Origin of the sequence: Sinomonas sp. G460-2 (genome assembly GCF_047759905.1) — a bacterium.
In the GTDB taxonomy this organism is placed as follows: domain Bacteria; phylum Actinomycetota; class Actinomycetes; order Actinomycetales; family Micrococcaceae; genus Sinomonas.
In genome coordinates this window covers 1-13,706 of sequence record NZ_JBKZWT010000085.1, presented here as the reverse complement: position 1 = coordinate 13,706, position 13,706 = coordinate 1, and the positions used below count along the sequence as shown (strand labels likewise).

10 protein-coding genes and 2 pseudogenes are annotated in these 13,706 nt (G+C 70.7%); 2 read left to right on the top strand and 10 right to left on the bottom strand.

Annotated features, from left to right (window positions below; translation table 11 throughout):
* A pseudogene (locus tag ACLN58_RS10305) lies at positions 1–438 on the top strand (hypothetical protein); the annotation flags it as partial.
* 65 nt (positions 439–503) lie between these two features.
* Here the strand turns inward: ACLN58_RS10305 and nhaA are convergent.
* The 3 genes from nhaA to ACLN58_RS10290 all read right to left on the bottom strand — a co-directional run bounded on the left by nhaA (position 504) and on the right by ACLN58_RS10290 (position 2,667).
* Positions 504–1,781: a Na+/H+ antiporter NhaA gene (gene nhaA, locus ACLN58_RS10300; RefSeq protein ID WP_415855170.1), complete on the bottom strand. Its 1,278-nt coding sequence runs from the start codon at positions 1,779–1,781 to the stop codon at positions 504–506.
* A gap of 161 nt (positions 1,782–1,942) precedes the next feature.
* Positions 1,943–2,164, bottom strand: coding sequence for an SCO4848 family membrane protein (locus ACLN58_RS10295; RefSeq protein ID WP_415855169.1), 222 nt, complete (start codon positions 2,162–2,164; stop codon positions 1,943–1,945).
* Positions 2,164–2,667, bottom strand: a complete 504-nt coding sequence (locus tag ACLN58_RS10290) for a DUF2505 domain-containing protein (RefSeq protein WP_415855168.1) — start codon at positions 2,665–2,667, stop codon at positions 2,164–2,166. The genes ACLN58_RS10295 and ACLN58_RS10290 overlap by 1 nt, the downstream gene beginning before the upstream one ends.
* A 222-nt stretch (positions 2,668–2,889) precedes the next feature.
* On the opposite strand from ACLN58_RS10290, the gene mfd reads away from it, so the two are divergent.
* Positions 2,890–6,540, top strand: coding sequence for a transcription-repair coupling factor (mfd, locus tag ACLN58_RS10285; protein ID WP_415855167.1), 3,651 nt, complete (start codon positions 2,890–2,892; stop codon positions 6,538–6,540).
* Positions 6,541–6,706: 166 nt separating this feature from the next.
* Here the strand turns inward: mfd and ACLN58_RS10280 are convergent, their stop codons facing one another.
* The 7 genes and pseudogenes from ACLN58_RS10280 to ACLN58_RS10250 form a co-directional block, all read right to left on the bottom strand.
* A complete protein-coding gene (locus tag ACLN58_RS10280; protein ID WP_415855166.1) occupies positions 6,707–8,056 on the bottom strand; it encodes a patatin-like phospholipase family protein in 1,350 nt (449 codons plus the stop codon).
* Positions 8,053–8,511 carry a hypothetical protein gene (locus ACLN58_RS10275; RefSeq protein ID WP_415855165.1) on the bottom strand — a complete coding sequence of 153 codons (459 nt, stop codon included), beginning with the start codon at positions 8,509–8,511 and terminating at the stop codon, positions 8,053–8,055. Before ACLN58_RS10275 ends, ACLN58_RS10280 begins: the two co-directional genes overlap by 4 nt.
* A complete protein-coding gene (locus ACLN58_RS10270) occupies positions 8,508–8,990 on the bottom strand; it encodes a hypothetical protein (RefSeq protein WP_415855164.1) in 483 nt (160 codons plus the stop codon). The genes ACLN58_RS10275 and ACLN58_RS10270 overlap by 4 nt, the downstream gene beginning before the upstream one ends.
* Positions 8,987–9,952, bottom strand: a complete 966-nt coding sequence (locus ACLN58_RS10265) for an acetoacetate decarboxylase family protein (RefSeq protein ID WP_415855163.1) — start codon at positions 9,950–9,952, stop codon at positions 8,987–8,989. The genes ACLN58_RS10270 and ACLN58_RS10265 overlap by 4 nt, the downstream gene beginning before the upstream one ends.
* Entirely contained in the window at positions 9,949–10,986 is a 1,038-nt protein-coding gene (locus ACLN58_RS10260) for an alpha/beta hydrolase (RefSeq protein WP_415855162.1), read from the bottom strand. Before ACLN58_RS10260 ends, ACLN58_RS10265 begins: the two co-directional genes overlap by 4 nt.
* Positions 10,902–13,001, bottom strand: coding sequence for a hypothetical protein (locus ACLN58_RS10255; RefSeq protein WP_415855161.1), 2,100 nt, complete (start codon positions 12,999–13,001; stop codon positions 10,902–10,904). The genes ACLN58_RS10260 and ACLN58_RS10255 overlap by 85 nt, the downstream gene beginning before the upstream one ends.
* 37 nt (positions 13,002–13,038) lie before the next feature.
* Positions 13,039–13,706: pseudogene (locus ACLN58_RS10250) on the bottom strand (FAD-dependent oxidoreductase); the annotation flags it as partial.

Below are 13,706 nucleotides of genomic sequence, written 5' to 3'. Positions count from 1 at the left end.
CCGACCACAACGGCCCCGACTAGCCCTGCGCCCGCGCCGACGGCCCCGCCGACGCAGCCGACAACCCCCGCCCCCACCGGCCTGACGGTCCCGAACCCGAGCAATTCGACGACGCCAACGGATCCGGGAGCACCCGTGACGACGCCGTCGTCGCCGGGTGCGACGACGACCGCGGGCGACCCGCCGTCGTCGTCCGATCCGGCTCCGTCCTCGTCCGGTACGACGACCACTGCGGGCGACCCGTCGTCGTCGTCCGTCCTGTCCGACCCGACCCAGGCCACGACGCCGGGCTTGGTGAGCCTCCGGGCGCAGACCGCCGCGGGCGCAACCCCGGTTGACTACACGTCATCCAACGCCTTCTTCGTCGCTGCCGTCCTCACGCTGCTCGGAACGCTCACTCCGACGTTCGCCCGGCGGCGTCGCGGAGAGCACGAGTGAGCTAACCCGCCTTGGGGGGACCGCCGCCCCGGCGCAGCGCGCGCCGGGACGGCGGTAGCGCGCGATCAGAGCTCTGCCTGCTCCCGGGCGGCGACGCGCCGGTAGTGCCGGTTGCGGGCGCGAAGGACAATCGCGGCCAGCACCGCCGAGGCCAGCGAACCCGTGAGGATGGCCACCTTGGCGTGCTCGTCGTGGGCCGACCCCGGCCCGAAGCCGAGCTCCGCGACGAGGAGCGACACGGTGAACCCCACGCCCGCGAGCACGGAGATCCCGAGGACGTCGATCCACGCGAGGTCGGCATCGAGATCCGCGTGCCGGGACTTCGTGGCGAACCACGTCGCGCCGAACACCCCGAGCGCCTTGCCCACCACGAGGCCCACGGCGACCCCGATCGCCACGGGATCCGCGAGTGCCGCGCCGACCCCGTCGAGCCCGCCCACGGCAACGCCGGCCGAGAAGAACGCGAACAGCGGGACGGCCACGCCCGCCGAGATCGGCCGGAACCGGTGCTCGAAGTACTCCGCGAGACCAGGTCCCGCCTCGGGGCCGCCGGCCTCCTCGCCGCGAAGCACGGGGACGGCGAACGCGAGGAGCACGCCCGCCACGGTCGCGTGGATCCCGGAGGCATGCACGAGCACCCACGTCCCCGCGGCGAGCGGTACAAGCGCCCACCACGCGCGCACGCGACGCCGGACGAGCCGCGTGAATGCCGCGAGGGGCACGAGCGCGAGGCCGAGCGCGGCGAGGTTGATCCCGTCCGTATAGAACAGGGCGATGATGCCGATCGCGAGGAGGTCGTCCACCACGGCGAGCGTCAGCAGGAAGGTCCGCAGCGCCGGCGGCAGATGCGTGCTGATGATCGCGAGCACGGCGAGCGCGAACGCGATGTCCGTCGCCGTGGGCACGGCCCAGCCCCGCAGCGCGTCGCCGCCGGTGGGGAGGTTGACCAGGGTGAACAGGATGGCGGGGAGCGCGACGCCCCCGCACGCGGCCACGACCGGCACGATGGCGGTGGCGGGCCGGCGGAGCTCGCCCGCGACGAACTCGCGCTTGAGCTCGAGGCCTGCGACGAAGAAGAAGATTGCCAGCAGGCCGTCCGCGGCCCATTGGCCGAGGCTCAGGTCGAGGTGCCACGGCGCGTACCCGACGCGAAGGTCGCGGAGGGCGAAGTACGCGGATCGCCAGGGGGAGTTGGCCCACGCGAGCGCCATCGCGGTCGCGGCGAGGAGGAGGGCGCCGCCCACGGTCTCTTTGCGGAGGATCTCGGCGACGCGCCGGTATTCAAGAGAGCTACCGCGCGCGAGGGCGCGGCGGCGCGGGCGGGATGCTGGTGGTGCGGCCATTCTGGCACCTGTCCTGGGGTCGACGGCGGAACTTGCCGACCAGACTTCCCGGCGCACCTCAGTCAATTTTAGCCGGAGGAAGACCGTCCCTCGGCGGCATGACCGTCCCGCACGCCGGACGGTTATGCCTCCGAGGGACGGTCACGCCGCCAAAGGGACGGCTACGCGAAGAGCGCCCGGACCCCCACGACAGCCACAGCGACTCCGAGTGTGACCGAGATGGCGACAAGGAACACGTGGACCGTGAGGAAGCGGGTGGCCCGCCCGGCCTCGTCCCGTGCGCGCGGATCCTTCATGACGCGGCGCAGGAACTGTGGCCACACGACGATGTTCCAGACGCCGGCCACGACGAGCAGCCAAGCGAGTGCCGCGGGGAGCTGCATCAGACGATCTCGCCTGCGAGCCAGGCCTCGGCCTGGGTGGCCTCGAGGTTGAGGGCCTTGCCGACCATGGGCTCGGCCGCGTCGGCGATCTTGCCGCCGAGCAGCGGGACGGAGCTCGAGACCTTGCCGGTCAGCTCGATGCGGGTCGTGCTGCCGTCGGCCGTGAGCCGCTGGACGGCGGCGACGTCCACCGGGGCGCCTGCGACCTTGACCGTGATGTCCGCCTGGCGCGAGCCGTCGGCCTCGGGGGCCGTCCAGGCCTCGACCTGCGTGACCTTGAGGCTCTCGCCCACGAACTTCTTGGCGATCTCCGGGAGACGGCCCGTCGGAACCTGGCGGACCACGGTGGCCGTGAAGGCGCCGGCGACTTCGCCGTCGATCGCGAACGATTCGAGCTTGCCGCCAACGAGCTCGCTCACGTGACGCTGGAACGCCTCGTCGGCGAAGACGGCCGCGACCTGGTCGACGGGGTAGTTCAGGGTGGTGGTGGCTTCGAGGGCCATGGGGTCCTTCCAATCTGCCTCTGGGGAATGGGGGCCGGGACCATCCTAGGGGTCCCGCGGAGGCCCCTCGACCACCATGACGCCGCGGAGCCCGGGGCAGGGGACCCCGCCGTCTGCGAGGCCGCGGCCCATCCTCACGCCGCCGCGCTCGCGATAGGCTACTTGCATCCCCCGGACTGCTCGCTGGTTCCGGGTTTCTGTGCTGCCCTTTGGGAGGATCCCGTGTCCGTTGACGTGCTGCGACCCGCATCGCTCGAAGGCCTCCGCCGTGCGGTGGCCGAGGACGAGACTGTCGCGCGGCTCCGCGACTATGCGTCGAAGCCCGCGGGCCGGCGAAGCCAGGACCTGCAGGTCGCCGCACCGGCCGGCCTGCGTCCCGTGCTCATTGCGGAGATCCTCGAGACCCTCCCCGACGAGGGCTCGGTCCTGCTCGCCGTCACCGCGACGGGCCGCGAGGCCGAGGACCTCGTCGCGGCGCTCGGCGCGTACCTGCCGGCGGGTTCTGCCGCGCTGTTCCCGAGCTGGGAGACGCTCCCGCACGAGCGCCTCTCGCCCCGCTCGGACACCGTGGGGCGCCGCCTCGCCGTCCTTCGTCGCCTGACGCACCCCGAGCTCCCAGCGCACGACGGCGCGCAGCCGCTTCGCGTCGTCGTCGCCCCTATCCGCGCGGTCCTGCAGCCCCTCGTCGCCGGCCTCGGCGACCTCGCCCCCGTCTCGCTCACGGTGGGCCAGGAGCGCTCGTTCGACGAGGTGGTCCGGGCCCTCGCCGCCGCGGCGTATGCGCGCGTGGACATGGTGAGCCGCCGCGGCGAGTTCGCAGTGCGCGGCGGGATCATCGACGTCTTCCCGCCCACCGAGGACCACCCGGTGCGCGTCGAGTTCTTCGGCGACGAGATCGAGCAGATGCGCTGGTTCGCCGTCGCCGATCAGCGCTCGCTCACGGGCCCGCACATCCACCACCCCACGTCCCTCGTCGCCCCTCCATGCCGCGAGCTGCTCATTACGCCGTCCGTCATGAGCCGCGCCGCACGCCTCAAGGGGCACCTTCCCGCCGCCGAGGACATGCTCGAGAGGATCGCGGGCGGCATCGCCGTCGAGGGCATGGAGTCCCTCGCGCCGCTCCTCGTCGACTCGATGGTGCCGTTCGTCGACGAGCTGCCCGAGGGCTCCGTCGCGCTGCTCCTCGAGCCCGAGAAGGTGCGCTCCCGAGCGCACGATCTCGCCGCCACCAACGACGAGTTCCTCGCCGCCGCGTGGGCCACAGCGTCCGACGGCGGGGCCGCACCCCTCGACCTGAGCGTCGCCGCGGGCGGGGGCGCGAGCGGGGACGCCGAGCACGCTGGCAGGCTCGAGGACGCGAGCTTCGCGACGCTCGCGGACACCCGCTCCGCCGCGATCGCCCGCTCGATCTCGTGGTGGTCGGTCACGTCGCTCGGCGTCGACGAGGAGACGGTGCTCGACATCGACACGCTCTCGATCGCGGCCCGCGAGCCGCGCGGGTATCACGGCGACGTCGGCGAGATGATGCAGTTCATCGGCTCGCGCGTCGCGGACCAGTGGCGCCTCGTCGTCGCGACGGACGGCCCCGGCCCTGCGCAGCGCCTCGCGGAGCTCTTCCACGACGCCGAGATCCCGTGCACGCGGCTCGAGGGGCTCGAGGGCGAGCCCGAGCCCGGCATCATCGAGATCACGACCGCGACGGCGGGCAAGGGCTTCGTGCTCGATGGCCTCAAGCTCGGGCTGCTCACGGAGGCGGACCTGCTCGGCCGCGCGAGCGCCGCGGGGACCCGCGACATGCGCAAGATGCCCTCGCGCCGTCGCAACGCCGTCGACCCCCTCCAGCTCCACGCGGGCGACTTCGTGGTCCACGAGCAGCACGGCATCGGCAAGTTCGTGGAGCTCATGCAACGGAAGGCCGGGGGCGGCTCGGACGCCATGCGCGAGTACCTCGTGCTCGAGTACGCGCCGTCGAAGCGTGGGGCGCCCGGGGATCGGCTCTTTGTGCCGACCGACCAGCTCGACCAGGTGACCCGCTACGTGGGCGGGGACGCGCCCTCGCTCTCCAAGATGGGCGGCGCGGACTGGGCGGCCACGAAGTCGAGAGCAAAGAAAGCAGTCAAGGAGATCGCGGGCGAGCTCATCCGCCTGTACTCGGCCCGCATGGCCTCCCGCGGCCACGCGTTCGGGCCGGACACCCCGTGGCAGCGCGAGCTCGAGGAGGCGTTCCCGTACATCGAGACGCCGGACCAGCTCACCACGATCAACGAGGTCAAGGCGGACATGGAGCGGGACATCCCCATGGACCGCCTCGTCTCCGGTGATGTCGGGTACGGCAAGACCGAGATCGCCGTCCGGGCCGCGTTCAAGGCCGTCCAGGACGGGAAGCAGGTGGCCGTGCTCGTGCCGACCACGCTGCTCGCCCAGCAGCACTTCGAGACCTTCTCCGAGCGCTTCTCGGGCTTCCCCGTGCGCGTGCGGGCGCTGAGCCGCTTCCAGGCGGGAGGCGAGGCCAAGGACACGGTCGAGGGGCTCCAGAAGGGCAGCGTCGACGTCGTCATCGGGACGCATCGGCTCCTCTCGAAGGAGGTCGAGTTCAAGGATCTCGGGCTCGTGATCGTCGACGAGGAGCAGCGCTTCGGCGTCGAGCACAAGGAGGCGCTCAAGAAGATGCGCACCAACGTGGACGTCCTCGCGATGTCGGCGACGCCCATCCCTCGCACGCTCGAGATGTCCCTCACGGGCATCCGCGAGACCTCGACGCTCGCGACCCCGCCCGAGGAGCGCCACCCCGTGCTGACGTATGTGGGCCCCTACACGGAGAAGCAGGTTTCGGCCGCGATCCGGCGCGAGCTCATGCGCGAGGGACAGGTGTTCTTCGTGCACAACCGCGTCGCGTCGATCGAGAAGATGGCAGCGTCGATCCGCGAGCTCGTGCCGGAGGCGCGGGTCGAGGTCGCGCACGGGCAGATGTCGGAACACCGGCTCGAGCAGATCATCGTGGACTTCTGGGAGAAGCGCTTCGACGTCCTGGTCTGCACGACCATCATCGAGACCGGCCTCGACATCTCGAACGCGAACACCCTCATCGTGGACCGGGCCGATTCGTACGGGCTCTCGCAGCTCCACCAGCTCCGTGGGCGCGTGGGCCGCGGGCGCGAGCGCGCGTACGCGTACTTCCTGTACCCGTCGGAGAAGCCTCTCGGCGAGGTCGCGCTCGAGCGGCTCAAGGCCGTCGCGGCGCACAACGAGCTCGGCGCGGGCATGCAGCTGGCCATGAAGGACCTCGAGATCCGTGGCGCGGGCAACCTGCTCGGCGGCGAGCAGTCCGGGCACATCGCGGGGGTCGGCTTCGATCTGTATATCCGGCTCGTCGGGGAGGCCGTCGCGGACTTCCGCGGCGAATCCGAGGAGAAGACCGCGGACATGAAGATCGAGCTCCCGGTCAACGCCCACCTTCCGCACGACTACGTCCCGGGGGAGCGGCTTCGGCTCGAGGCTTACCGCAAGCTCGCGGCGGCGACCGACGACGGCGCGATCGGCGAGGTCATGGACGAGCTCACCGACCGGTACGGCGAGCCGCCCGCGCCCGTGGCGAACCTCGCCGCCGTCGCCCGCTTCCGGGTACGGGCCCGCGCGGCCGGCCTGACCGACGTCGCCCTTCAGGGCAACATGGTCCGGTTCGCGCCCGCGGAGCTGGCCGAGTCGAAGGTCATGCGGCTCACGCGCATGTACAAGGGGGCGCAGTTCAAGCCCGCGCTCGGAGCGGTGCTCATCCCGAAGCCCAAGACCTCGCCGGTGGGCGGACGAGACCTGCAGGACAAGGAGATCCTCGACTGGGCCGACCAGGTGGTGGCGGCAATCTTCACGGACTGACCCCGACGTTCCGTCGGAAACTCACCACGATCGAAGCCGACCGCGGCGCGACTCGCCGACGTTCGGCGGCGCCACACAGTAGGACGCGGCGAGAAACTGGTGAGATCCCGACACCCGGAGTTGCACAGCGACCCGTAGAGCGGGAAGTGAGCACGCGTGGGTCGGGTTACGGGGCCGCGCCGAACAGCTCGCGAAGGCCCCGGGACGCGAAGCCTGCGACGGCGGCGGCGCCGTCGGCGATCCCGTGCACCCCGACGGGCTCGACCGAGCCGAGGAGCGCTGCGACGTCGCCGAGGCCCATCGAGACGTCGATCGCGAGGCGTCCGCCGACCTCGAGCCGCGCATGCCGCGCGTCGTGCCACCCATCGTGCGCGCCGTCGTCGAACGTCCGCGTGAGCCGGAAATCTGCCCACTCGCCATCGACCCGCACGCGCCCGCGGTAGGAGATCCGCCCGCCGCCGGACTCGACGGCGCCGTCGGCGAGGAAGACGCGTGGCCCGAACGGCGCGAAGTCGACGTACCCCGTGACATCAGCTGGCTGCCCGGTGTCGCGCGTTGGCACCACGAGCGTGACGCGGACCGTGAGCGCGTGCCCGTCCGCCGAGCCGTGGAGCGCCTCGTTGAAGCGGACGCCGGGAACCGGGTCGACCATCGCGGTGCAGGATTCGTCGTGCGGTACGCCTCCGGGCTTCCGTGCGCTGAGGTACGCGCGCGCGTCCCGATACCCCATGCCGATCAGGGCATCGGAATCGATGCGGCCGAGATAGAACTCGGGATCGAGCGGAAGCGGATGCTCGGGCCTGATGACGTGGAGCACGAACTCGCGGCCTGTCGCGGTGGCCTCCTCGAGGTCTCTGAGGAGGGCTCCCATCGCGCTCATCTCGATCATGTGCACGTACTGCCCGAACAGGCCGCCGCCCCAGAAGGGCGAGTTGCCAATGCACCACACGAGCCACACCTCGTCCGCGCCGCGCCGCAGAGCTTCGCGGAGATTGGCGTCGCGCATCCAGACCGCGTCCGTCCAGACCTGGCCGTCCCGCTCGAGCGGCGTGACGAAGAGCGGGAGGGACATGCCGGCGGCCATGAGCTCGGCGTCGATGTGCCGGGCGTCGATCGCGTGGGCTACCTTGCGCGTGAATTCGGCGACGTTGAACGTGCCCTCGACGGCGCCGGGGAGGACGGCGCGGCGCCGGATTTCGTCGGCGTCGATCCCGAGCGCCGGGAAGACCTTCCGCAGGATCCCTTCCGCGTCGCCGAGCGCCGGGAGGGCCCCGGGCCCCTTGAGATAGTCGCCGAGGGGAAGCGCCGAGCTGAAGTCCCTCACGTCCAGACTCGACCAGCGGGCGCACATCTCCTCGGGGGAAACCCCGGAGAGGAGCATCCCGGTCGCGAGGATCCCGCCCGACGATCCGTCGATGTGGTCGAACGCGATGCCTTCTTCCGCGAGCGCGCGGACGACGCCGGCCTGCCACGCGACGCGCATCCCGCCTCCTGCGAGCACGAGCGAGCGCTTCACGAGGGGAGCCTCCCCACGCGCGGGAGCTTCCTCAGGTAGACGAGGCACAGGATCCCCGTGACGAAGTCGAAGGAGGCGACGGAGAGGGCGAGCGGGGCGAACGCAGCGGTGGCGACGCCGATGCCGACGGCGGCCGCCGCGCCGACCTTCTGGAGGCCGCACCACAGGAGCACGGGCCGGTTGGCGGTCGACGTCGCGAGCGTGTGCAGGAGGAGCCCGCCGACGACGATCATGAACATCCCGATGGTCCCGAAGAGCTGCCGCTCGACGAGTCCGGGGGCGACGCCGAGGAGACGCAGGACGACGTCGCCGAGCGGGATCTGCGCGGCACCGGAGACGATGGTGACGACGGCGATCACCGCGAGGACCGCACGCAGAGGGTCTGCCGAGGCCCACGCGAGGAGCCCGCGGCCGTTCCGGCCAGGCGCGGTGCGCGGGAGGTCCGCCGTGCTCATGCGAACGTCTCCACGAGACGGCCCCGGGCCACGAGGATCCAGACCATGGACAGCCACGTGAGCGTCGAGACGTAGAAGCGGATGTCATTGAGCATCATCCAGCGGATGAGCATGCTCCGGAGCTCGTTGTCGTTGGCGAAGTCGCCGCTGCGGATCTTGATGTTGATCGGGATGATGAGTCCCTGGCCCACGATCGTGAGCGCGATGATGCCCGCCTCGCACACGAACGCCGGGATGACGCGCACCGTGCCCCATTCGGCCCAGATCATGACGGCTCCGGCGACGAACATGATGGGCACGACGACGGTGAAGAACGCCGTCGCGCGCTTCGTCGGAACGCCGAAGTGCATGTCGACGTTGCTGCGGTCGAGCGAGCGCCACGTGGGGTAGAGGAACCACTTGAGCACCCACATGGTGCCGACGTACATCGTCGCCCCGAACAGGAAGTAGAGCTCGACGAACAGCAGGATCCAGTTCACGACGCCCGCCCTTCCGCCGCAACCCGCTCTCCCGCGGTGAGCGAGCGGTCGGGCGGCGCGAGCCATTTCTGGCTCTTGCCGAGGCCCACGACGCTCTCGAGCGTCTCGCCGCCGTCGAGCGATCCGAGGGCCTCGTGGCTTTCGGCCGTCAGGAACCAGGCCTCGAAGTGGTCGTCGAGCACGCCGTGGGTCTGGGGGAGCCAGGCCGTGAAGAGCGGGCTGCCCCCGACGCCAAGGGTCTTGAACGGGGCGACGCGGGGCGAGTCGCCGAACACGATCCGTCCCTTGGCCTGGCGCCCGAACGCGACGTCGGCGACTGCCTCGAAATAGATGTCCGATTTCCACAGCATTCCGCGGAATGCGCAATAGTTGGAGGCCGCCATCTTGAGCGGGAGCCCCGTGGGCTCGGGCTTCTTGATCTCGACGTAGCACGCGAGCTTTCCGCCGAGGTCGTATTGGGCCGAGACGGTCTCCTCGTCGATGACGAAATCGAGGTTGGCCTGGTGTTTCGGCATCCCCCAGATGCCCTTGCCGCCCTTGACGGAGATCTCGGTGCTCACAGGGAGATCGACGACGAACTGTCCCATTCCCATGCTCTTCTGGAAGATGAACGGCAGGAGCGGCGGGCGCGGCTTGAGCCCGCGCGTGACGGCGATCGCGAGCGAGTATTCGATGTATTTCCCGATGTCCGTGGATTCGTAGTTGACGATCGTGACCATGAGGACGCCCTTTCCCCCGATGGTGAGGGGATGGAGCTCCTTCCCCGGCAGGAGGGCCGCGGCGGCCTTCGCGTTGATGGGGAACGCCGCCATGAGGACGGGGGAGTGATGCGAATTCACGGGCATGACGAATTCGATGCCGTCCCCCGAGGCGTATTGGCCGCGGAGCTCCTTCTGCCGTTCGGGAAGGGTCGACGGCGTGAGCCTCAGGAGCGGGGCGAGGAACCGTGCGAGGGAATTCATGAGTTCAACTCCTTGACGATGATCGGAAAGGTGTCCTGCCAGGCGTTGGATCCGAAGAAGACATCGAGGTGCCCGTAGCCGGGGATGAGATGCAGCGTGTCCCGGCCGAGGCGATGCCGCGAGAGGAATTCGTACGAGCGTTCTTGGCTTTCGGGGAGGAAGCACAGGTTCTCGAGGCCTGCGAGGAGCGCGAAGCGCGCGTCGGTGCGTGGCGCCTGGGCACCGAAGTCGTCGGGGAGTTCGGGGTGGTGCCCGACCGTCACGAGGCGGCCGGCGCGGACGCAGCGGGCCATTTCGGTGAAGAAGCTGAGCGGCACCTCGGCGAATTCACCTTTGATCCACGAATGCGTCGTCTCGTCGAGATTCTCGTGCCGCCAGAGCGCGGGCCGCCCGCTCCCGTAGGTGAAACTCACGAGTTTGCACACGGTGTTGTCGCATTCGTGGTGGCTCGCCTTGACGATAGCCCGCAACGCCCGGCTGAAATACCCCTCGGAGCGGTTTCCCCATGCCGGCGAGATGAACGGGCTGAAGTGCTGCACAATCGGTGCGAGCCGCTCGATCTTGAAGCGCGAGAATGCGGGCACGACGGGATGGAGCGAGACGGCGTTCGAGACGATCGTGTCGACCCGCGGGAGCAGGCCCGCCGCGGCCGCCATCGCGAACGATGTGGACCCCTGGCAGTGGATGACCGCCTTGAGCGTCTCGGCTCCGGTTTCCGCGAGGACGCGGTCGACGGCGGCCGGGTGGTCGTACACGGCGGCGTCGGCGAGCGTCCAGGCAACTGGTGCGAGGTCGATGGACGCCCGCCAGTTGAGCATCCACACGTCCCAGCCGTCATCGAGGAGCACGTCGACGAGGGTCGTCGCGACCGGCGGCCGGAACAGCTCGGCGCGGACGCCCGCGCCGTGGACGAGCAGGACCGGCCCTTTCGACGGCGTGAGCGGGGACGTCACATGGACGAGGCTGAGGGGGCGGTCGTCTCGTGATCGGAACGGGATGACGCTCGTCTCGTGGTCTGCGCGGGTGATGCCCATGGCTTCGCTCCTTCCCTCACGGCTCGGATTTCCTGTGTGGCTTCGCGGGCAACCGTGATGGGGTCCTCGAGGAGGCGGAGGCCCGGGAGCCCGCCGCTCGGAACGGGACGTGCCCCCGCGCCGTCGGGCTCGAGGTCCCAGTCGTGGCACACGGTGTCTGCGACGAGCGGGTAGACGGTGGCCGTGCCGTCGGGCGCGAGCCGGATGCGGAGGAATCCCTTGTGGTCTTCGACCGCCTGGCCGGACATCGCCCAGGACGCGACGCCGCTCGGGCCCTTCGTCCCGATGATGAAGAGCGCGAATCCCTCGCTCCCGAACGTCCAGCCGCCGAGGAACACGATGACGAGCGCGAGCGGCCCCGCGACGGGGCCCGGGAGGCTCGCGAGGTCCGTCACGAGCAGGACGATCGTCGCGCTCAGCCCGAGGGCCGCGATCTGGAAGAGCACGCAGCGCGCGCAGGTCAGCACGGCTCCGCGGCCGCGATCGAGCGCGCCGGTGATGAGCGCGAGGATTCCGAGCGCCGCGAGGGGGATCCCAACGCCCACGATCGCGGTGGCGGACACGCCCTCGTGCGCCATGCCCTCGAGGTTGCCGAGGAGCGATTCGCCCCGCAGCCCGCTGACGACGGCCCACAGGACGAGGAACGCGACCGTGTGCCAAAGCCCGAGCAGCGGCCCGAACCCCGGATTCCGGACGGGAAGCCAGAAGCGCGAGAACGGATTGGCGAGCCGGCGCACGAGCCTGGGGCACTCGTCGTCGTCCGGGTACAGCGCGGACGTTCGGACGAAGCGGCGCGTGTCCCCGTCCCGGGCCCCGCGGCCGCCCGAGGGCAGCACGGACGCCGAGACGGGGGCCGTGATCGGCGCGGGCAAGGAGAGCTCGCGCGGCACCCACGTCGTCTCGGCGAGGTAGGCGCCGCCGAGCCCGCAGGTCACGAGCTGCACGGGCTCGCCACGTTCGGGCTCGCCCGGCGCGGCTTCCTCAGAACCGACGGATTCGAAGCGCGAATAGTGGTGGTGGTCGCCGCTCAGCCAAAGCCGCACGGACGCCCCGGTCTCCTCGAACAGGCCGGTCTCGGGGTTGAACCGCCGCCGCAGATAGTCCTGCTCGAAGAAGTCGGTCTGCCGGAACTCGTCCGCGGTCGGCGTCGTCGCGTGGACCCAATAGGGGGACGCGAGGCACAGGATGATCGCATCCCCGGGCTGAAGCTTCGTCGTGACGTTGTTGTAGAAGTATTCGAGCTGGGGCTCGTCGATGTACTGGCCGAGCTGGCTGTCGAGGCCCACGAGCCACCAGCCGGGGTGCCCGCGGCCGCCCGTGAGGCGGAGACCGAAATAGCTGCGCGACTGGATCGTTCGCCACCCGCCGATGCTGTGCTGGCGCGTGAAGACGCGCAGGAACGACGTGAGGCCGTCGTACCAGTCGTGATTTCCCGGGAGGGCGATCATGACGGAGGCTGGTGGGCACGAGTCCGCGAGCACGCGGTGCGGGGAGAAGGGGAACGCCGCGCTGTAGGGGCCGACCGTCCGGTCCTCGTATCCCTTGGCCGACGCGACGGGGTAGACCTCGTCACCCCCGAGGACGAGGACGGCGCCGCGCGGGAGCTGCGCGCCGTTGACGTCAAGGGCGTCCTGGGCGAGGAGGAGCGCGATCGAATAGGTCGCGTCGAACCCGTCGCCGAGGTCCGCGGCGAAGTCGAGCCACAGATCCTCGCCGTCGCGCCGCACGATCCGCGGGGCCGGGGCTGTCTCGCCTTCAGTCTGAGGGAGCCCGACGCCGGGTTCGCCGTCGATCGGCTGGGCCGGCCTGCCGGGGAGGGGGAGCCGGTCGAGCAGGAGGGGCGGGCCGGGGAGGGCGCCTTCGAGTTCGCGCTTGTCGCCGAACGCGGCGAAGAGCGTCGCGGCGGCGACCTTGAGCGCCGTCCTGCTGAGCGAGACGGGGGCGAGCCAGCGCACCGCCTGCTGGGGGGTGAAGCCAAGCTCGGCGGAATGCGCCGCGAGCTCCTTGAGTTTCATGGGTCTGCCTTTCGGGGAGCTGGCTCGGGCGGCCGGATCAGGCGGGCGCCGACGGGGAGCGGCGGGCCACCGGGCCGTACACGGTCCAGAGCTGGCCGAGGAAGAAGCGGCCGAACGCTCCGAGCGCGTCGGGCCCCGCGGGGCCCGTGGTGCGGAACGTCGTGAGCTGCTTCGCGAAGTCTGCGGGCCTGATGTGCAGGACGCCCGCGCCGACGACGTCGGCTGGCTCGCCGGGAGCGGCCGCCGGGCCGTGCAGGGTGTCCGCGGGAGGCGGGACGTGCCCCCGGAGGAACGTCGCGTACAGGACGCTCGTGTCGCGCCACAGGTTGAGCGCGCCGTCGTCGCGGACGAGCTTGTGGCCCGTGAACGTGAGCTTCGTCCCGCCTGGGTCGCGGATCCACAGCCGGTACAGCATCCGCCGCGCGGGCCGCCCGCCGAACGAGCCGTCGTCGACGAACAGGTTGAACCAGCCGCGCTCCACGGGGAGGCGCCCGCCGTACTGGTCCGCCACGAGGTAGCCCGTCGCGATGGCTGGGTGGGCCGGGTCCGCGACGAACTCCTCGATGTCGGGGGCGGTGATCGTGAGCTCGAACATGACCGTTCGGCCCTGCTCCCGCCCGAGGCTCCTGCCCGCGTCCGGGTCCTTGGCCTCGGGGCTGAACCAGCCGTGCATCTGCTCGGTGAAGGCCACGGATGTCGCCCCAG

Bases quoted from the DNA above. Each gene is read 5' to 3' on its own strand.
- nhaA (WP_415855170.1), bottom strand. From the start codon at position 1,781: ATGGCCGCACCACCAGCATCCCGCCCGCGCCGCCGCGCCCTCGCGCGC.
- ACLN58_RS10295 (WP_415855169.1), bottom strand. From the start codon at position 2,164: ATGCAGCTCCCCGCGGCACTCGCTTGGCTGCTCGTCGTGGCCGGCGTC.
- ACLN58_RS10290 (WP_415855168.1), bottom strand. From the start codon at position 2,667: ATGGCCCTCGAAGCCACCACCACCCTGAACTACCCCGTCGACCAGGTC.
- ACLN58_RS10275 (WP_415855165.1), bottom strand. From the start codon at position 8,511: ATGAGCACGGCGGACCTCCCGCGCACCGCGCCTGGCCGGAACGGCCGC.
- ACLN58_RS10265 (WP_415855163.1), bottom strand. From the start codon at position 9,952: ATGAATTCCCTCGCACGGTTCCTCGCCCCGCTCCTGAGGCTCACGCCG.
- ACLN58_RS10260 (WP_415855162.1), bottom strand. From the start codon at position 10,986: ATGGGCATCACCCGCGCAGACCACGAGACGAGCGTCATCCCGTTCCGA.
- ACLN58_RS10255 (WP_415855161.1), bottom strand. From the start codon at position 13,001: ATGAAACTCAAGGAGCTCGCGGCGCATTCCGCCGAGCTTGGCTTCACC.